The sequence below is a fragment of the Streptomyces sp. NBC_00376 genome, from assembly GCF_036077095.1.
Lineage (GTDB): Bacteria > Actinomycetota > Actinomycetes > Streptomycetales > Streptomycetaceae > Streptomyces.
On sequence record NZ_CP107960.1, the window covers coordinates 3193348 to 3213040 of the forward strand.

Annotated in this window: 17 protein-coding genes and 2 pseudogenes; 10 read left to right on the top strand and 9 right to left on the bottom strand. The window is 68.4% G+C overall.

All coding sequences use genetic code 11. From position 1 onward, the window contains the following. Positions 1–15 precede the first annotated feature (15 nt). Positions 16–423 (bottom strand): contact-dependent growth inhibition system immunity protein, encoded by a 408-nt coding sequence (locus tag OG842_RS14115; protein ID WP_266729951.1) that lies wholly within the window; start codon positions 421–423, stop codon positions 16–18. Positions 424–754: 331 nt separating this feature from the next. On the opposite strand from OG842_RS14115, the gene OG842_RS14120 reads away from it, so the two are divergent. Beyond that, on the top strand, positions 755–1624 hold the full coding sequence (locus tag OG842_RS14120; RefSeq protein ID WP_266729952.1) for an IS5 family transposase: 870 nt from the start codon (positions 755–757) through the stop codon (positions 1622–1624). Positions 1625–1708: 84 nt separating this feature from the next. On the opposite strand, the gene OG842_RS14125 is transcribed toward OG842_RS14120, so the two are convergent. The 6 genes from OG842_RS14125 to OG842_RS14150 all read right to left on the bottom strand — a co-directional run bounded on the left by OG842_RS14125 (position 1709) and on the right by OG842_RS14150 (position 5806). Beyond that, the gene (locus tag OG842_RS14125; RefSeq protein WP_266729953.1) at positions 1709–2194 is read right to left on the bottom strand and encodes a hypothetical protein; all 486 of its coding nucleotides are present in this window, start codon (positions 2192–2194) and stop codon (positions 1709–1711) included. 47 nt (positions 2195–2241) lie between these two features. Beyond that, positions 2242–2703, bottom strand: a complete 462-nt coding sequence (locus OG842_RS14130; protein ID WP_266729954.1) for a hypothetical protein — start codon at positions 2701–2703, stop codon at positions 2242–2244. Continuing rightward, positions 2648–3955, bottom strand: coding sequence for a hypothetical protein (locus OG842_RS14135; protein WP_266729955.1), 1308 nt, complete (start codon positions 3953–3955; stop codon positions 2648–2650). The genes OG842_RS14130 and OG842_RS14135 overlap by 56 nt, the downstream gene beginning before the upstream one ends. A 447-nt stretch (positions 3956–4402) precedes the next feature. Next, positions 4403–4855 carry a hypothetical protein gene (locus tag OG842_RS14140; protein WP_266729956.1) on the bottom strand — a complete coding sequence of 151 codons (453 nt, stop codon included), beginning with the start codon at positions 4853–4855 and terminating at the stop codon, positions 4403–4405. Further along, positions 4852–5373 (bottom strand): RNA polymerase sigma factor, encoded by a 522-nt coding sequence (locus tag OG842_RS14145; protein WP_401873194.1) that lies wholly within the window; start codon positions 5371–5373, stop codon positions 4852–4854. Before OG842_RS14145 ends, OG842_RS14140 begins: the two co-directional genes overlap by 4 nt. Next, entirely contained in the window at positions 5354–5806 is a 453-nt protein-coding gene (locus tag OG842_RS14150; protein ID WP_266729958.1) for a DUF3995 domain-containing protein, read from the bottom strand. The genes OG842_RS14145 and OG842_RS14150 overlap by 20 nt, the downstream gene beginning before the upstream one ends. Positions 5807–6246: 440 nt before the next feature. On the opposite strand from OG842_RS14150, the gene OG842_RS14155 reads away from it, so the two are divergent. Then, complete coding sequence (locus tag OG842_RS14155) at positions 6247–7143, top strand: hypothetical protein (RefSeq protein ID WP_266729959.1); 897 nt, start codon at positions 6247–6249, stop codon at positions 7141–7143. A 54-nt stretch (positions 7144–7197) separates the two neighbouring features. Here the strand turns inward: OG842_RS14155 and OG842_RS14160 are convergent, their stop codons facing one another. Continuing rightward, positions 7198–9603: a serine/threonine protein kinase gene (locus tag OG842_RS14160; RefSeq protein WP_266729960.1), complete on the bottom strand. Its 2406-nt coding sequence runs from the start codon at positions 9601–9603 to the stop codon at positions 7198–7200. Positions 9604–9615: 12 nt separating this feature from the next. Beyond that, complete coding sequence (locus OG842_RS14165) at positions 9616–10404, bottom strand: SAVMC3_10250 family protein (protein WP_266729961.1); 789 nt, start codon at positions 10402–10404, stop codon at positions 9616–9618. 302 nt (positions 10405–10706) lie between these two features. Here OG842_RS14165 and OG842_RS14170 point away from each other — a divergent pair, with 302 nt between their 5' ends. The 8 genes and pseudogenes from OG842_RS14170 to OG842_RS14205 all read left to right on the top strand — a co-directional run bounded on the left by OG842_RS14170 (position 10707) and on the right by OG842_RS14205 (position 19618). Beyond that, positions 10707–12935 carry a serine/threonine protein kinase gene (locus OG842_RS14170; RefSeq protein ID WP_266729962.1) on the top strand — a complete coding sequence of 743 codons (2229 nt, stop codon included), beginning with the start codon at positions 10707–10709 and terminating at the stop codon, positions 12933–12935. A gap of 310 nt (positions 12936–13245) precedes the next feature. Further along, positions 13246–13293 (top strand): annotated as a pseudogene (locus tag OG842_RS14175) (CPCC family cysteine-rich protein); the annotation flags it as partial. Between the two features lie 28 nt (positions 13294–13321). Then, entirely contained in the window at positions 13322–13537 is a 216-nt protein-coding gene (locus tag OG842_RS14180; protein ID WP_323185806.1) for a CPCC family cysteine-rich protein, read from the top strand. Then, positions 13446–13904 carry a hypothetical protein gene (locus OG842_RS14185; protein WP_266729963.1) on the top strand — a complete coding sequence of 153 codons (459 nt, stop codon included), beginning with the start codon at positions 13446–13448 and terminating at the stop codon, positions 13902–13904. Before OG842_RS14180 ends, OG842_RS14185 begins: the two co-directional genes overlap by 92 nt. A gap of 52 nt (positions 13905–13956) precedes the next feature. Then, on the top strand, positions 13957–15213 hold the full coding sequence (locus OG842_RS14190; RefSeq protein ID WP_443063981.1) for a helix-turn-helix domain-containing protein: 1257 nt from the start codon (positions 13957–13959) through the stop codon (positions 15211–15213). Positions 15214–15505: 292 nt separating this feature from the next. Continuing rightward, positions 15506–16296, top strand: a pseudogene (locus tag OG842_RS14195) (toll/interleukin-1 receptor domain-containing protein). Beyond that, entirely contained in the window at positions 16293–18281 is a 1989-nt protein-coding gene (locus tag OG842_RS14200) for a hypothetical protein (protein WP_266729964.1), read from the top strand. The pseudogene OG842_RS14195 and the gene OG842_RS14200 overlap by 4 nt, the downstream one beginning before the upstream one ends. Continuing rightward, the gene (locus tag OG842_RS14205) at positions 18278–19618 is read left to right on the top strand and encodes a hypothetical protein (RefSeq protein WP_266729965.1); all 1341 of its coding nucleotides are present in this window, start codon (positions 18278–18280) and stop codon (positions 19616–19618) included. The genes OG842_RS14200 and OG842_RS14205 overlap by 4 nt, the downstream gene beginning before the upstream one ends. Positions 19619–19693 lie beyond the last annotated feature (75 nt).

The following is a 19693-nucleotide window of genomic DNA, read 5'->3' on the forward strand; positions in this document are numbered from 1 at the left end:
GGCACCTGCAACGCGTCAGGAATTCTGGACGGTGCCTACGAACCGCTCGACCTTGCTCCGCAGGTCTGGCGAGAGGTCGGAGAGGCCGCCGACGATGAAGGTCAGTTGCCTCGCAAGTTCCGGATAAGCGCTCCAGACAGCTGAGTTCCTGGTCAGGACCGCGCGCAGCAGGTCGCCCTCGTACATGTCGCCTTCGGCCAGCGGGTTGTCACGAAGCACCTCCACCGCGAGCGGAAGAAGCACCGGCAGCCCAATGTCCTGCCCGATCAGCAGGCGCAGGTCCTCAACGGTCAGAGTCCCGACCGGCCGACTCCGCAGGGCGTGCGCCGTCGCAATGAGACGGGTGGCGTCAGGCGGGGGCGCCTGCCAGCGATCACATTCAAGCTCCTCAAGGGACCGACTACGGTCGATAGATACAGTCACCAGACGATTCTCTCGTGAATGCGTGTGGTCGGGTAGCCGGAGACCATTGCTGGTCTCCGGCTACCCGACCACAACGCGAGATCTCAAACACGGTCTCAGAGGTCGTTTTCCTGCAATTCGTTTTGAAAGATGGCGATTCTTTCGGTGCGTGAGTGGGGGACGGTTGAGGCCACTGAGGCGGGTGGCTCGAAGGTGCTCTTCTGGGGTGATGGGTGGGGCGGAGTATGTCTTGGGTCTGTTTCATCCCAGGGTGGGAGGGCGCATTGGCTTTGCTTCCGTTGTCGGTGCCGCACGCCTGGGCGTGGGCTGCACTGAGCGGTACGCCCAGAGCATGACTGAACGCCGCCCGTATCCGAGTGATCTGTCCGATGCCCGCTGGGAGTTGATCGAACCGGTCCTGACCGACTGGCGGGCCGAGCGCCGCAGCAGGGCCCTGAACATCGGCCGCCCACCCGAGCACGACCTGCGTACCATCCTGGACGCCATCCTCTACGTGGACCGCACCGGAGTGCAGTGGCGCTACCTCCCCCACGACTTCCCGCCCTGGGAAACGGTCTACGGCTACTTCGCCAAGTGGGAAAAGGACGGCGTGTTCGCCCATCTCAGCGGGCTGCTGCGGAGCCTGCTGCGTGAACACGAAGGCCGCAACGCCGAACCGTCCGCGTGCGTCATCGACGCACAGAGCGTGAAAACCTCCACAAGCGTTCCCGCCACGAGCCAGGGCACGGACGCGGGCAAGAAGATCGTCGGCAGGAAGAGAAGCATCGTGACGGACACACTCGGCCTGCTTCTGGCGGTCCTGGTCACGGCCGCGAGCGTCCAGGACTCCGTCGCCGGCACCAGCTTGATCGACACGGTGGCTGCCGAGCACCCCACGATCCGAAAGGTCTGGGTCGACGGCGGGTACCGCCAGCATCTGGTCGAGCACGCCGCGGCCCTGGGTATCGACATGGAAATCACCCAACGCAAGCCCGGGACCAGGGGCTTCACCCCCATCCCGAAGCGGTGGGCCGTCGAGCGAACCTACGGATGGCTGATGTTTCACCGCCGCCTGGTCCGCGACTACGAAGCCCTGCCCACCCGCTCCGAAGCTATGATCCACCTCGCCATGACCGACCTCATGGCCCGCCGCCTCACCGGGGAAACCACCGTGTCCTGGCGCGACCCAACATTCCAGGACGAAACACAATCTACGGGATGAAACACCGGGAGAAAACGACCTCTCAGAGGGCAATTCGCCTAGATCAAACGCCCTCTCAGATCTCAGACCGGACGCCGCGCGAGATCAGATCTCAGGGCGAGAGGCCGGCCGCTCCCATCGCGCGACGAGGTCGGCACCAACCACGAGAAGGGCCCCCTCCGTGAACGCGATCTCGTGCGAGAAGCCGTGCGGATGCGGGAGCAATTCGTCCAGTTGAAGATCGCCCAACCGAGGCACCTCATCACCGCACTCGACGAATCCACCCCCTCCCCCGAGCCCGAACCCTCCAGCACCCCCGGCGTCATCATCGGTTCTCACCCAAAAATCCCGAACACCCGAGTACCGGATACGCAGCCCGCCCTCGTGCTTCCATTCGTTCGGCCCCAGCGACAAATCGAGCGACACGCATACGTGATCGTCGACGAGGTCGACCCGGTCCAACGTCAAATCCTTCACGCAGCGCGAACTGCCGAAGTCGTAGTGGTCAGGATCCGAGGCGAACTCCGCCGCACCGGCGGGAAGGACGGGCAGAAGTTCCGGCAGGACACGGAGGTATTCCTGCGGGTCCAAGTGAAATCCGTACAGATCCTGCAGTGGTCGCACGTGGACGTATTTCATCAGCAGCCGCCGGTGATCCGGTCGCGCTTCCAGCTGTCGCCCTTGATGTTCTCCGTGCCCTTGGGCCCGATGCGGCCTTCGCGCCTCATCTCTCCCACCGCCAGCCCCTTCAGGAGGTTGTAGGTTTCGCGGGGCACCTTCACATCCGCACTCTTTCCGTGCTTGGCGAACCATCCGTCGCTGCCGAAGATCCCGATTTCCTTGCCGTTCTTGTAGACATGGATCTCGAAATCCGTCGTACCGCCGATCTCGAACCGGTCGAGCCGGCCAGTGTAATTGCTCCCGAAGTTCAGCGGGTCCTTCTTGCCCGCCGCCGTGCGGTCGACGTGCGGCACCACGTCCGTACGCAACTGCTGCACTTCACCACGCGGGGAGGCATCCGGCGCGAGAAGACCGGAGCGGAAGTCACGCGTGGCGGAGCACGGCCCGGCGCCCTTGCGCTCCTTGCCGACCTTCTCCACGAGCCGCTTGACCTCGACCGTGGCCAGCGCTCGCGCCGTGATCAGGGAGTTGGCCCGCAACGGGATCGTGTACTGCACGGGCCGACCGCCGTTGGCGCGCGAACGGGCGCGGGCCTCGGCCTTCTTCTGTCCCTCCACCGAGGCGAAGGTCCCGCCCGCCCCCCGGATTGGAACAGGTGAGACTGCCGGACACACCGCTCCCGGAGACCGGGAACGTCGCCGCCGGGCTGGTACAACTCCCGCCGGAGCGACCGTCGATGGTGAAACTGGAAGTCATGACCGCCGTGACCTGGCCGCCCGTCAGACGCGACCTGGCGTCCGCGGTGATCTGCCCCGAGAAGTTCCCTCTGGCGGTGCAGCCGCCGGAACTGCAACTCACCGACCCATCGCCCCGCAGGGACAGCGAAATGCCGCTGTCGCCCGCCTGGCTCAGGGCCTTGGTCTGCTTCTCCAGGGTGTCGTACATCGCGGGGGCCTCTTCGGGGGTGACCGGCTCAAGGTCCAGCGCCTTGGTGTCCTTGCCGTCGAACGGCCCATCCCCCTCAGCCCTTGCCCCGGCCCCGGCCGTGACGACGTGGGCCACGGCCTGCACGGCACCGGCACCCGCCGGCCGCGCACCGACCCGCGTTCCCCCCGACGCCGAATCGGCGGGCGGCTCCAACCGCAGCAGCCGGTAGGGCTCGTGGGCGGTGATGACCATGCGCCCGGCAGCAGTTTCGAGCGCCTGGGCGGGGACACCGCCGACGTCGCGCCGCTGGGAGGCGTATCCGTCGCTGCCGGGGTCGGTCTCGAGATCGGCCAGGGCCTGCAGCAACGACGCGGCGAGTTCCGGCGGCGCCGGCCGGTGCTCGGCCAGTTCGTCGGTGATCCCCTCGTCCCGGCCCGCTCCGGCGTCCCACCTGCTCGGCTTCTTCTCACCGTCCTTCGCCGCAGGGTCCAGCCGCCATCGGACGAACGTCTTCCCTCCGATGCTCAGGAACTCACGGTCGAGCTCCTCACGGCCGAACCCGGTACTGCCGAAGCGGCTTCCGGCGGAGGTGACGGTGACCTCGCGCTCCATCAGACCGCCCGGCGAGTCGTCCTTGTAGCGAAGTCCCGGGACGGTGACGAGGTCGGCCAGCGCGAGGCGGTAGGGCGCGAGCAGCCGGGAGTCGGCCTTCGCCTCTCGCTTGCCGTCGGCCGCCGGACGGCGGGGATCACCGCCACCGAGGAGGGCGACCCCCGCAACGAGCGCGAGTACGAGAACACCCACAACCGCGGTAGGAATCAACACCGCACGCCTGCCCGCCGGACGCCGCGGCCCCTGGCCCCCACCGGGCGGGCCAGGCGGATACGGCGGCAACGGCGGCGCCCCGCCGGGGGGACCGAACGCCCCGGGCGGCGGAACGGGCACGCCCTGGCCCGCCCCCCACGGCCCGCTCAGCGGCGGACCGAACACACCCTGCCCCTCGCGGCCCTCGTTCTGCTCAGGCACTGCCATCCGCTCCCCCGACCTCGCTGCCGGCCCCGGCGGTGCAGCCACTGGCGAACACTGCGGGCCCAGCCCCTGCCGCCTTGAACGGTCGTATTGTCCAGGAAGCCGACGCGACCGGCGACCCCCTTTCGCGCCATGCGGGTGCGGTACCCCTGCTCCGAACTCGACGCCGGCGAGGTCGAGCCGGTTGTCCGGCTCCGGGCGCCCGGAGCCAGTGCCTTCCCGTCAGAGCAGGGCCGTCAGGCGCTGAACGCTGCGGCTGCCCTCACGACGTACGCCCAGGGGGATCAGGGCGGCTTGGGCCGGCAGGCGCACGCCACCGGTGAACGCCACCCGAGTGCCCCGGCCTTCTGGCGCCGCCGCCACGCCGAGCAGCAGGAACCGACTCTGCAACCAGCACCAGCCGGGCCGCTGCACACCGCGCAGCCGTGCCCGCATCCCGTACCTGCTGTGCGCCAGCGCCTCCACACGCTCGCCCTGCCGACAGACGACGCGCAGCCGTTCCATGTCTGGCACGACCTGCCCGAAGGCGCCCTCCAGATCGCCCAGCAGGGCCCAGACCCGTTCGAAGGGCGCGTCCATGTGCGCCTCGGTCACGTGGGCGCCGCGAATACCGCCGGCCAAGACATGCAGGCGGCGCACGGGGTCGAGGTCGGTGATGGGCCAGGGTTCGTTCACGACGTCCACGCCTTCCGGAAGGTGTCGCGGGCCCGGTGCAGCCGCGACTTGACGGTGCCCGTGCGCACGCCGAGCAGGGCGGCGGCGGTGCGCTCGTCCAGGCCCTCGACGTCACGCAGCATCAGCACCGCGCGGTGCTCGGGAGAGAGCCGGTCCAGTACGTCCCTGATGTCGGCGGAGAGTTGAGGGTCGCCGCGGGCCGGGAGCGCGCTGAGATCTGCCGGTACGGTGCGGGCGGCGCGGTGCGCGGTACGGATCGCCTCCCGTACCGCGATGGCACGGACCCAGCCGTGCAGGGCGGCAGGGTCCTTCAGCGTGCGCAGCGACTTGAAGACGGCCACCAGGGCCTCCTGCGCGGCGTCCGCGCCCTGGCCCAGGGCTATGGGCGCGCAGACGCGGCCGACGTACGGGGCGAGCACGTCCAGGAGTTCGGCCATGGCGAGGGTGTCGCCACGCTGGGCGGCTCGCACGAGCCGGACCGTCAGGTCATCGGATCGTTCATCGGGCACGGGCCGCATCCTTCCACCGCGCCACCCGCAGAGCGGCGACGGCCAGGACGGCACACAGCGGGGTGTAGAGAACGAGGTTGAGCCAGTAGAAGGCAGTGCCGGTCTCCTTGGCGAACAGCCAGTAGACCCCCGCCACGGCGCGCAGCACGAGCCCCGCGGTCACGGCCAGGGTACCGACGCGGAACAGCGGAGTGCGGGGCCGGCGAGTGCGGGCGAGGACGAAGGCGGCGGCAGTGAGGAGCAGGGCGACAAGAGGAAACAGGATCGGTGGTGTGAACGGCACATCCGTACCGAGAACCGCGTAGGACAGGCTCCTGTCGTCGGCCGCGGGCCATGTGGCGCCCGTCGTCCAGTACAGGTGGAGCCCAGCGTCCAGGGTGAGCACCGAGGCGACGAGCACGGCGGCACGGGTCGGGGCGGGAATGGCAGGCCGGTTCGGCATGGGTCCTCCTACGTCGGCAAGGGATTCCGTCGCCCTGTTGAGGACCTGTCCGCGCGAAACGTTCCCTCGGAGTACGCGAATTCTGACCCACGGGTCTCATCCGATCCGCTCCGCGCGGGCAGGCGGCATGTGGATGGCTGGCTTCGTCGAGACGAGACAGGAGGTCGTGCGACCGTCTGACGCGAGGCAGCCGCGCGGCTCGTGGACCCCGCGCTATTGCTCGGTCAGAGCCGCTTCGCCCCTGACGCCGTGGAACGGAATACCTTCGGAAGCATCCCCGTGTTTCCGTCGCCGGTGCTGGACGCGCTCGTAGCCATCGATACATCTACCGATCCAGCACGGTGGGACGCCACCCGACTTCGCATCCACCGGCCGTCGTCAGGGCGGGCGGGAAGGTAGGTTCCGCCCCCGCACACGCCCCGTTATGGTGGGGCACTTCGATGAGCAGAGAGAAGCTTGGGATGGGTGACACGTCACCGAAGACCCCGGGGGATGAAACGAAGCAACCGGCTACTCCTGCGTTGTCGCAGCCTGCAGGCCGCCCGTCGGGTCCGCCTCCATGGTGGCCGGGACTCTCACAACCGCCGCAGGACGAAGACCAGCCGGGTGCGACGCCGACCGGTTCTCGCCTCTCCGCCCGGCGCAAGAGGCTGCGTTGGCTGGTCGGCTGCGGTGTGGCGACAGTGGCGTGCGGGATCGCCATTGCCATCGTCCTGAACGGCTCGGGCAAGAGCGACACCGCCAAGGGTTCCCGGACGACTTCCGGTCGGGTCTTCACCGACGCGCCCGATGGATGCTCGCTGCTGAAACCGGCGACGATCGACGCTTACGCGCCCGGGGCCACATGCACGCCCTCGCCGTTCGACAAGCCGACGGTCCCCGGACTGACCACGAGGCGGCCCGAGTGGAGTAGCGACGCTTCCTCGGGGGCGAACGGCTATGTGAGTATCGGCGTCGATCTCTCCATAGGTTCCGGTGTGCTGGACACGTACAGCTCGGAAAAGGACAGCACCGCGCACATGTTCACCCTCGTGCGGGACAAGTACAGAATGAATAAAAGCAACGCCGCAGACATGTATGACGGCGATCTCCTCACCCTCAAGGCTTCGCATCCGCTGACGGGAGTCGGGGACGAGGCCCATCTCTACTACGGCATCTCGACAGCTTCGGATCGGGCGGACGCCGAGCTCGTCGCCCGATCCGGCAACGCCGAGTTCACCGTCAGCTACTCCGGAACACGCGAGGGCCCGGGCGTCGGCGAAACGCCGGTTGCCCGAAGGGAGGCGGAAGCCGCCTTGACCGCTGTCGCCCGTGATGTGCTCAAGTCCCTGCGCTGACCGTCGCGCACGGTGCCTCCGTGCCACTCGGACGTCGTCCGGGCAGACCGCGCATCACAGAACATCGACCGAAGGCGTCGTCGGCAGGACGACCAGGACCGTCTGGTCCGGTTTGACGGCCCAGGGAATTCCGATGGCCACGTGCGCGTGCGTGGCCACGGCATACGGGATCTGGGAATCGTAGGGGTTGTTGAAGGTGTCGGCCTGCGAAGTGTTCAGTGCGTATTTCTTGGTCGCCTCACCGTTCGCCGCGGTAAGGGTGTAGAGCGCGGGTGTCCCCGTCCCCCGCCCCAGGACGGAGACACCCGAACCCGTCGCCGCGAGCAGCCGCACCGAGGAGGTCCCGGTCACTTTCCTCGCCCACCGCTGTTCACCCGTCGCCATGTCCACCGCGACGACACCGTCCTGCGTTCCCCCGAGGGGAACGTTCTGTCCTTTCACCAAGTACAACGTGCTGTCGGCCATGAGGACGTTCACCGGCGGCAGGTCGCCACTGTAGAGAGCTCCCAGGCTGGTGACGGCCACACCTGTCAGGTCCACGGCCTTCGGGACGGTCGAGCCGGCCGCCAGCGTGTACACCCTGCTGGACGGATGGCCCCCACCGCAGCCGACAAGGAGGTAATCCTCGTTCGCGGTCATGAACCCCGAGAGGGTGGTGTTGGAAACACCGGCGCAGCCGGGAAGTGACGCGACCCGTTGGACCGAGGGCGTCGAGCCCTTGCGGAACGCAAGGAGCTCGCCCTGGCCGTCGTCGCATTGGCCGAGCGCGTAGACGGTGCCCTTGAGCACCTGCGCCAGGCCACTCAGCGAGCACCCGTCGACCATCGCTTTGATGCCGGATTCCGTGGATCCCGTGGACCATCCGACCTTGCCGGTGTGGACGGACACGCTGATCAGGTCAGCGGCTCCGGCGAAGGGCGCGCTCACCACTCCCCCGCCGATGGAGAGGGATTCGCCACCGGCCAGGTTCGGGATTCCTGTCGAACCGCGGCCCTCCAGGCTGATCGCCTCGGGCCAGTTGAGGGCCCCGGAGGATGCGGAGATCGTCTGCAGACGATCGCACTCCTCGATACCGGCGGTGTTGTTGAAGGCGCCATAGGTGATGGCGCCGATCCCGTCGGACGTGGTGTGGCTCATGTTGCACAGAACGCCGCCGCCGGGCGGTTTCCAGGACCATAGCTTCGCGCCAGTATCCGGGTTGTACGCCGTCAGACCAGAAAGTGTGCCGAGCACCACGCGTGAGGGGGTGCTCCACATGCCCCTGAGAATGTCGGCCTGACTGACAGTCAGCGACCAAGGGGAGTTCGGCTTTGCCTCAGGAGCCGCCGATTCGCCTGAGCCGGGCCCGGGGCCGGGGTCCGAACCGGACGGCGTGTACGCGAGGACGATACCGACGACGGTCAGCAGGGACACTGCTCCGACCAGAATCCCGACGAGGCGACCGCGCCCGCGCAGCCACGACGACGGACCGCGCGAATGGACCCCGCGTCCCGCGGCTTCCTTCCCCGCCGGGCTCTCCCCCTCCCTTTCCCCTGGCTCGGGGTGGACGGGACCTCTGCTGATCAGGTCCGCCCGTCGCTCACGCTCGTCGAGTTCGCCCCGCAGCCGCGCGTTCAGCAGGGTGTGCGGACTGACGGGCGAGAGCTGCTTCAGCAGGTCGGCCACGCCAGGACGGCGGGCGGGGTTCTTGTCCAGACAGGCCGCGACGATCGGACGGAGTGAGCCCGGCAGGTGCTCCAGACTCGGCTCCTCGTATACCGCGCGGCGCAGGCGAGCCCTGGCATTGCCGGTACCGAACGGGCCCGAGCCGGTAGCCGCGAAGGCGAGCACGCAGCCGAGTGAGAAGACATCGCCGGGATGTCCGGCCCCGGGCTCCCGGGCGGCCGGCTCGGACGAACGCTCCCGGACGATCTGCTCGGGGGACATGTACCCCGGCGTGCCGATCATCGCGCCGGTGCGGGTCACCCGTGTCACTTCCTGCGCCCTGCTGATCCCGAAGTCGATGATCTGAGGGCCCTCGCGCGTCAGCAGCACGTTGGCGGGATGCAGATCGCGGTGAACGAGCCCGGCCTGATGAATCGCCGAAAGCGCTTCGGCAAGCCCGGCACCCAGGGCTCGCACCGCAGGTTCCTTCATGGGTCCGAACCGGTCGACGAACTCTTCCAGGGAAGGGGCGGGGAGGTAGACGGTGGCCAGCCACGGCTGCTCGGCGTCGGGATCGGCCTCGATCACCGGGGTGGTGTAGAACTCGCTGACGCTCCTGGCAGCCGCGGCCTCGCGTCTGAATCTCTCGCGGAAGCCGGGGTCGGTCGCGTATTCCCGGTGGATGACCTTCAGGGCGACCAGGCGGAAGCCGGGCGATCTGGCCAGGTACACCCTGCCCATACCGCCCTCCCCGAGTACTTTCAGGAGTTGGTAGGACCCGATCAACGTCGGATCCTCAGGTGTCAGTGGAAGCACGGCACGCCCGCCCTACGCACCCGTACGGACGTCGCGACGACGCCAGGGTCGAAACCACCGGGCCGGAAGGCGTGGGGGCGGATTCTCGACATACAGCGGCGTCGCGACGACGAGGCGCGGCGACCGGCCTTCACGGTCGGCGATGAGCAATACCCGTGCGTGACCTCGCAGTCGGCCGCGCTGCGAGGATGGCCGGCGTTCGGACATGACGTCGAAGGCGTTGCGCACGACGTCCTCGTCCAGGTCGCGCCCGGACGGTGCGCGGTCAGCCCGGGAATCACCCTCAGGTCCGTTCTCCACGCTCGCGCTCGCCTCCAGGTCGGCCAGGTACTGATACACCGAGTCCGTGTCGGAACCCGGGCGCGAGGCGGCCTGGGCACGGTGGCGGAGGTGGCCGGCCGTACCGCACAGCAGCAGATCGGTGACACTGTCCGATCCCTCGGCACCGTTCGACGCCGTCCCGACGAACAGAGCGATGCCGCCCGAGGTGGTTCCAGTGGCTTCCGGGCCCGTGCCCCATCCCATCGGCAGGTCGAACAAGACCCACTGGCCCGCTCGGACTCCTGGGGCGGAGAAGTCGACGGGACGGTGATCCCGTCCGAGGAACCGAATCACTTCATCGAGTTTGCGGGCCATATCCGCAGTGCTGTCCGACGCGGCTGTCGGCGATGCGGTGGCCATTGTCACCGTGACTCCGGGCACGCCTACCGTTGCCCCAATACTCGGCATCGAGTTGCCCCGGCCCGAGCCCGTGAACATGTACTCGAGCTTCTGTTCCGACAAGTAGACGAGCTCCCGCACATCGACTCCTCCGTCAACCGCTTCTCGGGCGGCCGCTGTTGAACCATCATCACACGAACTCGGAATCTGCGGCCCAGCTCGGAGATCCTGTCGAAAAACGTCCCCCACGGCTCTCTCCGGTACTCTCCCCCGGGCCGCCGGTCGCACGGCGGCGGAGCGGCCGCTCACTGTTCCATGACAGTTCCGTGGCGACGTGGTGAAGACGACTCCTTGTTCTGACGGGCGGGGTAATGAGGGAAACCGGGCTCGGCGAAGAACAGCCGCTTGTCGCGGGGGATCCGGTACGGCTAGGGCCTTATCGGATGCTCAGCAGACTGGGTGCGGATGCGACAGGCCGGTTGTACCTGGCACATTCTCCGGGCGGACGCCGAGTAGCCGTCAAGGTCATCCGTGCCGAGGTGGCACGCGATCCAGAATTCCGCGCCAGGCTCCGGCGTGAGGTCGCGGCCGCTCAGCGCGTGAGCGGGGCTTTCACCGTGCCCGTCGTCGGCTCCGACACCGAAGCGACGGCGCCCTGGATTGCGGTCATTTACCTCGCCGCCCCCTCATTGGACAAGGTGATCGCCGCTGAAGGACCGCCGTCGGCGCACTCCGTGCGGCGGCTCGCGGCAGCACTGGCCGAGGCACTCGGCGCCGTACACCGCGCCCGAATGATCCACGGCGACCTCAGACCGTCCACCATTCTGGTACTGAAGGACGGCCCACGGCTGATCGACTTCGGGGTCACCCGAGCGCTGGACGCGGACACGATCCGGCTGATGGCCGACCCCGGCTACACCTCACCGGAGCGGCTGCTGGGCGAGGCCGCGTCCGAGGCCTCGGACATCTACGCACTCGGCGCGGTCCTCCACTTCCTGGCGACGGGCCGGGGTCCGCACGGCCGCGGCGGGACGAACGAACCCGGCCACCCCGCGGCGCACTCCGAGCCGGACCTGAGCGGGGTCTCCGACGACCTCCTGCGGGAGTCGATCTCCGCGTGCCTCGCAACGGATCCGGCGGCTCGACCCACCTCCGAGAACCTGTTGGTACACCTGCACCGGGCTTTGGCGCGACCACACGAAGACGTTGAGGTCGACAGGCCACCTGCCCGGCATCGCCGTTGGTCCCGTCGGCGGTTCCGCCGGCCTGTCGCGGCCGTCGACCGCAGGGTCGCGGCTCTGGTCGGCGTGCTCTCGCTGCTGGCCGCGGTCGGTATCGGCATCGCCAACCAGCCACCCGACTCCGGTCCTCGGAGCAACCAGTCGAGCCCTTCATGGTCGCCGGGTTCCTTCTGGTCGTTGACGAAGGGTGCGGCAGGTGACTACGTCGGCCTGTGGAGCACGCCCTCGAGCGTGGTGCTCGGGACCTCGACCGAACTGACCGCGTACGACCCTGCCACCCGGGCGAAGCTCTGGTCCTGGCTGCCCCCAAAAGGCAGCTCATTGTGCAATATGAGCCGTCGCAGCTCCGAAGGCATAGGCGCCTTTGTCTACGGCACAAGCGACCCGGATCACGGATCGCAATGCGATCACCTGCAAACGATCTCCCTCTCCTCCGGCACACCCAATTGGACCAAAGCCGTCACAGGCGTAGCCAGCGGTACACCCGGCACCATGGGTGGGGACATCAACGAATCCCTATCCATCGGTGATGGCATAGTGACCGCACCATTCAGGCACGAATCCGACACTGAAACCGACTTGATCAGCGTTGCCGTACACGGCGGCACCGTCAACTGGTCGACGGATTATGGCGACACGCCAATGGCCAATGGGTGCATACTGACCGGCAAGGCGCAGGAATTCAACGGCAAGATATACGCATTCGGCATGTGTGACAACTACACCCGAGTCAAGCTGCTTGCTTTCGATGGAAAATCTCGCTCCTCGGCTTCTGCAGTGTCGGCATTTCCGAGCTGCGACCCGAAAGGCGGCGAATCAGGTTCGGTCACCGCACTGGCAAAAGTGCGGACCATGAACTTCCTGGTCGCGGGCGCCGACCACTTGCTGATCGGCTGCAGTGCGGACATCGACGGCGACCACCTCTACACCTTGCGCGCCGACTCGACCAGACTCACTCCAGTGGAATTGACCGTCATTTCGAACATGATCTCAGCCAATAGCTTGGGCAGCGAAATTCGCATGTTCAATAACACCCTTTACCTCCTGGAACCAATGCCTTCGGCAATGGACACCGGTGTCGTAGCCGTGAACATGGATACTGGTAAGCAGCTGTGGGCAAGGAAGCTCCCCAACGACTATTCAGGGCGACTGCTGACAGCCGACAAGTCGGGCGTGAAGGTCCTGGCATACGAGACACCGAGTCCGACCGCCATATACTCCCTGGCTGCGGCAGACGGATCAGCAACAAAACGTGAATCACTGAATCCCAAGGACTCCAAAGCCCTGGGCAAGGTTACGTATCCCGATCCTCACGCCGTTTCCGTCGGCAGCTACCTTGCCCTCGGGTTCCCCAGCGAGGAGACGACCGAGAACGACGTGCCGGTCTTCGCCGTCCTGCCACTGCGAAACGGAGGCACCCGGACGAACTGATGGCGACAGCGTCGAGCTGCGGTCCCGAGTTGCGCGGACCGCCGCGGACAGCAAGGTGCTGTGACCCGCTTCGTCGCAGGTCACAGCACCTCTGGGGAGACGCTCAGACGTTGAAGCGGAATCTCTGCGGTCTGATCCCGACCTGCGGCGGAGCCCCGTCCAGGGCTCTGACCTGGGATTTCCGCGTTGGCATGCGTTGGCTTCCGACGGCCGCATATGGGGGTCCCGCGGACTGGCTGCGGACTGGCTGGGTACGCCGAGGCAGAGAAATCCATGGCACACCGGCGGGACCTGCAACGAGACTGCGCAGGTGAGCGACCGCTACCCCTGTCCCTGCTGCGGGCGTCTCGTCCTGGACGAGACGCCCGGCGCGTACGCCATCTGCCCTGTCTGCTTCCTACCCTGTCTGCTTCTGGGAGGACGACGCCATCCAGTTTCGGTGGCCCACCATGGATGGCGGGGCGAACAAGGTCTCCCTCACCCATCAACGACCTGGCCGACCACGCCCAAGTGATCCTCCACTCCCAGTTCTGGCAGGTGGACGCCAGCCGCACGTACGGCGTCTCCGGCACTGGCCTGGACTGGGAACTCGACTGGACTGAGCCCTGGGAGCACCTGGTCGAAGAGTCCCGCACCTGGCCCCTGCTGGAAGCCTCCGAAGCTCCCGCCGGCGACAACATCTTCGTCGCCCCCACCTGGATCGACGAGCGCTGCGACTTCGTGAACGACTGGACCCCGCCCGTGATCCTGTCGTTCTCGATCGCTACGTACCGATCGCGGTCGACCCCGGTCACTCCAAGAAACGGACGGGAAGCAACGGAGAACGAAAGAGGCAACGGGCAACACCGCCGAACCCCGATTCTCCAGGCGCGCGTCGTGCCAGACTCACATTCGGATGCGGACCGAAACGACGCCGTCACAGCAGGTGTTCACCGTCGGGTTTCGTGTCGATCGGTGATCGTCGGATGACGGCTCCCGTGAGGGCGGACGGCTCTCGCGGTCACTGTTCAAGGGGAGGTTGATGATGAGCACGACTTTACGTTTTGGCCCGGAACTTCGCCGTTTACGAGTAGAGGCGGGGCTGACTCTGACTGAGTTCTCCGTGGCGCTCAACTACGACAAGGGGCACATAAGCAAGGTCGAGCGCGGGGAGCGTTCCGCATCCCCCGAACTAGCCCGGCGGTGCGACGCCTTCCTCGGCGCGGACGGCGAGCTGCAGCGCCTGGTCACCCGACCCGAGACGGACTCGGACTCGGGCACCGCCGAATCCCCCGCCGGTCCGAACCGCTGGCTCGTCGGGCGCCGGGCGGTCCTCTCGGCGGGTACGGGAGCGCTGATCGACCTCGGCCTGAAACTCGGCAGTCAGGCGCTGTCCTCCGCCGACGACCCCCTCCTGCCCTCCTTCCGCATGCAGTTCGACCAGCTGCGGAAGCTCGGTCAGTCCACCGCACCCAAGGTCCTGCTGCCCCTGCTGGAGACGCAGACTCGCATGATCGCGGGGCTGGCCGCCGACGCCCGGTCCGTTTCTCGGGCCCCTGCGCTCCTGCTCGCCTCGCGGTTCGCGGAGTTCACCGGCTGGATGGCCCAGGAGGCCGGGGACAGCGACGCGGCACTCGGCTGGACGGGCGAGGCCGCCGAACTGGCGCGCGCCGGGGGTGACCCGTACCTCGGTTCCTACGCACTGGTGCGACGCGCCCTGGTCACAATGTACGGCGGGGACGCCGCTGGCACCGTCGCCCTGGCCCGCCGCGCCCAGAGCAGCGAACTCCCGCCGCGCATCCGGGGACTCGCGGCCCAGCGGGAGGCCCAGGGGCACGCGCTCGTCGGCAACGAAGTCGACTGCCTCCGCAGCCTCGACAGGGCGCGGGAACTGCTCGCCAGCGACGAAGCCCGCAATGGCGCTGATCCCGTGATCGGCACCTCCCATGTGAGCGATCCGGCGGCGATGTCGACCGGCTGGTGCCTGCACGACCTCGGCCGCCCCAAGGTCGCCGCCGAGGTACTCGACCGGGAGTACCGCCGCCTCCCGCCGCACGCGCTGCGTACCCGCGCCCGGTACGGCTTCCGCCGGTCCTTGGCCCATGCCGCCTCCGGGGAGGTCGAGCACGCGTGCGCGATCGCTGGGGATCTTCTGGGAGTGATGCCGGCCGTGCCCTCGGCGACGGTGAACAGCGACGTCCGGCGTCTCGCACGGGAACTCTCCCGGTTCCGCAGCAGCCGCGCCGTACGTGATCTGCAGCCCGCGCTGGCACGCGTACTCGCCCCCGCGCACGGCTGACACAGACTCGAGCCGCTCGGCTCGCCGGACTCCCCGGCCCCTCCGGCCCTCCGGATCCCACGATCCCCGGCGGAACCCTCTGATCACCGCTCGACGCGTCGCATCGCGCCCCCGGCTTCTTCGGGCTGCCCGCGACCAGTGACGCACCAGGCGGCGCCCCTCCATCCGCACGCCCTCCCGTGGATGCACCATGCCGTCCACACGGTCGGGACCTCATGGCCCGGGCGGACCGGAGCCCCGGTCCACAACCCCGTGCCCGTTCACCCGTCTTCCTCTCACGAAGGGAACCTTCATGCCCGACGTCTTCGTCAACTACCGCACAGGCGACGAGGAGTCCGCAGCGACCATGATCGCTCGGGAACTCGCCCGTCGGTTCGGCGACGAGCGGATCTTCTTCGCCAGCAACTCGATCGAGCCCGGACGCCGTTTCCCGGTGGAACTGGTCAGGGCGGTGGAGGAGTGCGAGGCTCTCCTCGCCGTGATCGGCCCGCGCTGGGCAGAAGTGCGGGGGGCCGACGGCCGCCCCGCCCTCGAAGCCGAGCAGGACTGGACCCGTCGCGAGATCCAGACCGCGCTCGACCGCGGGGTCCTGGTGATCCCCGTGCTCGTCGGAAAGGCCACGAGGATCGACCGCTCCGTCCTTCCGGACGATCTGCTGGAGCTGGCGGACTGCCAGTACAGGCGGTTCGACCACCGCAACGCCGAATCGGACCTGACGGCGCTCGGCGACACCCTCGCCCGGCTCCTGCCCGAGCTGGGTGCGGTGGACCGCGACGCCCGTGCGGCGCGGGAGCGGGCGGAGGCGAAGTCCCGCAAGAAGTCGGCCAAGGATGCCAGGCACACCAGGATGCGGACGCGCGACGTCGAACAGCGCGTGCGCGGCATCGGAAACCTCAACGGAGATCTGTCCGGCACCTTCGTCAACGAACCGCAGGGGCCCGTGAACACCGGTGGGGGCACCAGTACAACGCTCCCCACTTCGAGGGCGACAACACCGGGGTCCAGTTCACCGCGGGCGACAACAGCGGCACGGTCCACCAACGCTTCGAGCGCGAGCGTCGGCGCTCGGACGACGGACGATGACCGAGCAGGACCGCGTCACCGTCAACGATCCGCGTGGCCCGGTGAACAATGGCGTAGGGCCCCAGTACGTCTTCTACGGCGGCGCGGATTGGATGATCCGCAAAGGGGTCGAGTCCCTCCGGATCGTCCGAGAGGACCGGGTGCGCCTGGCCGACCGGTTCGTTCGGCCGGTGGGCTATCGCATCGCCGCCGGCTGCCTGGAGAAGCCCGGATCGGTGGTGCTGCTGGAGGCTGCGCCCGGCAGCGGCCGGCGCGCCGCAGCGATCATGCTGCTGCACGAGCTCGGTGAGGACGCAGGCGCTGAAGAGGAGCAGGAGGAGGACCGGTTCGAGGAGCTTCCCGCCACGGACAAGGACGAGGCCATTCTCGCCCCCGGCGAGGGGGACCGCTTCCTCCTCGACCTCTCCGCGATCGCCGACCAGGAGGCGTATGCCAAGGCCCAGCGCCTCCTGGTCGTGCGCCGGTCACAGGTCCAGGAGGCGGGGGCCCACATGGTGGTCGTCCTGCCGTCGGGCATGGAGCACGCCCACGCGCCGGAGCTCGAACCGCACACGGTGACGCTGGGGCGCCCTCGGGGGATCGCCGTCGTCACCCGGTACCTCCGTATGGACCGGATGGCCTTCCACTCCACGGATTTGGGGAGCTACGACCTCCAGCGCCTGTGCGAACGCTCCCCCATGCGGGAACTGGCGCGGCTCGCGGGGCTGGTGAGGTCTGCTCGCGACAGCGGCCGGTTCGGCGTCGATTTCGCGGGATGGCTCGACCAAGCGATGCACGCGGTGACCGACCGCGCCGGTGAGGTGGGCCGGCAGGTGGCCACGGTCCGCACCGCGCCCGAGCGGGCCCTGCTGCTTGCGGCGGCAGTGTTCGAGGAGGCCCGCGCCGACACCGTCTACGAGGCGTGGCACGGCTTGATGAGGACGGTGAGGCACGAGGAAGAGACGACAACCGAGCTCGCACGGACGGATTTCGGGGAGCGATTGGCGACGCTCGGGATCGAGCGGGACCTGGAAGGGCGGCTCCACTTCGGGCGGCTGGCCTACGCCGACGCGGTACGGACGTACTTCTGGGCGAACTTCCCCGGGACGCGCGACGACCTCAGGAATTGGATCGGCCATGCCGCCGGGCTCCGCGGTCTGACCACCGACGACCGGGTGAACGTCGTCGTCCGCTTCGGCGAGCGGTCCCTGGCCGTCGGGCGGCCCGACCACCTCTTCGACCTTGTGGTCCGCTGGGCGGACCACGCGACCGGGGCGTCCTGCGACCCACGAGCGGTGGCGGCCCTCGAACTCGGTCTCAGCCACGAGAGGTTCGGGGGATGGTTCCGCAGACGGATGTACGAGTGCGCGAGGTCCGGCCCCTTGTCGGACGGTCTCGTTCGCGTCCTGACCGCTGCCTGCCTCCAGAGCCTCGGCGCGACGCACCCGGATCAGGCGATGGTGCGGCTCCATTACCTCGCCGTGCGGAAGGGGGAGGCGGCACGCGGGGCCCGGGAAGTACTTCTCGACCTCGCCGGCCGCGACCGTCGGCCCTACCGGCTACTGATCGACCGCCTGCGGGACCGGACGCGTCGGGAGCCGCGCGGGGCAGAGCTCCATCTCCAGCTGCTCGCTGAACTGTTGAGGAGCGACCGGGCACCGGAGCCGCCGCCGTGGCCGGACCTGTTCCTGGGCTGGGAGACGGTTTTCTCCCAGCCACCGACGGAGCTCTGGAACCTGCTGGTGAGCAGTTGGCTGAACGCCGCGGCGGGCGACAGTACGCGGAAAATGGCGCTGGGCGTGATGGTCGGGGCGACACACGGCCGCACGGCCGCTCTGCACCGCCTCTACGCCATCGCCTGCGGCTGGGCGGGGCCCAGGCACCACCCGTCCCGGGCGGCCGTCGCCGCCCTCTTCTGGCAGCACATCGACAACGCGCAGTCCGTCCGCACGGAGAGTGCGAAGCGTGCGGGCGCCGGACCACGGACCACGGAAGAGGCACGATGAAACATCGCTTTCCCAGCCTGCTGTTCGTCGCTCTCTGCGGCCTCGCACCGGCTGTGCTCGGAAACCTCCTGCACTGGTCGGCGTGGCTGTGGGGCTTCATGTCCATGGTCACATCCTCGGGTTCCCTGCTGCTCGTGATGACGGTCCTCAGCGGTGGCCGCGCGTCGGCCGATCCGTACGAGCCCGAGGAAGCTGAGCCGCCCGCGGCGCCGACGGAGCAGCCGTACCAGGAGACTCGGGTGGTCGACGCGGCGCTGCCGAGCGCAACGGACGGCTACGACTTCCTCTTCTCCGCCACCGTGTGGTGGAGGCCGGTCCCCGACCACGCCGACTGGTCCGACGGCGCCTCCCCAGCCCTCGCCGTTTCCTCGGTCGTCAGCCGGGCCCTGCAGGTCGTCCGCCACGAGAAGCCCGGCCGGGCGAGCTTCGCACGGTATCTCCTGGAAGGGGAGCTGGGCGCCCCGCTCCCGGACCGGAGCGGACGGGTGAAGGCCCTGGCAGCCGATGTGACACTGACCCTCGCCCCCGCCGACCGCGAGCGCCTGCGGAAATTGAACGACCTTCGCAAGGACGAGGAGCTCTGGGAGTACGAGCGTCAGCACGAGCGCAACAAGCGGGGCTACCTCGGTGACGACGTGCTCAAGAGCACGGGCAGCGCCGTGGTGTGGTGGCTGGCCCGTCACGAGGACGACATCGAGAAGGCAGTCGACATGATCGGTCCTCTCGCCCAGATCTCGGCGGCGGCCAAGAACGAGGAGGTGCCCGAGATCTTCCGGCACCTGCTCGTCCCGCCCGTGTACGCGCGGACCGAAGCAACCGTCGGAGGTCCGCTGTGGGACGGGCACACCCAGGGAGGAGGGACGTTCGACCGCGAGGAGGAAGTGGGGATTTCGGATCGGCTGCTCCTGCTGCTGGCGGCGGTGGGCCTGAAGCCGGACATGGATGAGTACACGGTGTTCGTGCACCGTGTGGTGCGGAGCCTGGAGGCGGCCGGGCTGGACGAGGCCGCCGAGGAGATCAGGCAGACCCTTCTCCCGGCGCCCGACGAGGGGCCGGAGGGTGAGCCTCCGAGCGAGGGGGACACCACCGGGCCCTGGTCGCCGCGCTTCCGAGCCCCCGAGGGCGCGCCGTTCACCGACGCGGCCGCGGACACGGATGCCGACGCGGATGCGTTCACGCCGGGGTCCGCGGAGAGCGGCGCAGGCGAACGGAACCAAGACCGGCAGGAGACGAGCGAGGACGACATGGCGCCTCCCTACTTCTGGGACACCTCGCACAGCCCGCACCGGCCCGACGCACCTCGCGCACAGGACGAGGACGACGAGGACAGCAGCTGATCCGGTAGACGGCCGGTCCTCCGAGGCTCCCCCTTCACCGCACATCGCGGCGGGGGAGCCTTTCCTGTCCCGGGA

Bases quoted from the DNA above. Each gene is read 5' to 3' on its own strand.
- OG842_RS14120 (WP_266729952.1), top strand. From the start codon at position 755: ATGACTGAACGCCGCCCGTATCCGAGTGATCTGTCCGATGCCCGCTGG.
- OG842_RS14145 (WP_401873194.1), bottom strand. From the start codon at position 5,373: ATGCGGCCCGTGCCCGATGAACGATCCGATGACCTGACGGTCCGGCTC.
- OG842_RS14150 (WP_266729958.1), bottom strand. From the start codon at position 5,806: ATGCCGAACCGGCCTGCCATTCCCGCCCCGACCCGTGCCGCCGTGCTC.
- OG842_RS14155 (WP_266729959.1), top strand. From the start codon at position 6,247: ATGAGCAGAGAGAAGCTTGGGATGGGTGACACGTCACCGAAGACCCCG.
- OG842_RS14170 (WP_266729962.1), top strand. From the start codon at position 10,707: ATGCTCAGCAGACTGGGTGCGGATGCGACAGGCCGGTTGTACCTGGCA.
- OG842_RS14190 (WP_443063981.1), top strand. From the start codon at position 13,957: ATGATGAGCACGACTTTACGTTTTGGCCCGGAACTTCGCCGTTTACGA.
- OG842_RS14200 (WP_266729964.1), top strand. From the start codon at position 16,293: ATGACCGAGCAGGACCGCGTCACCGTCAACGATCCGCGTGGCCCGGTG.
- OG842_RS14205 (WP_266729965.1), top strand. From the start codon at position 18,278: ATGAAACATCGCTTTCCCAGCCTGCTGTTCGTCGCTCTCTGCGGCCTC.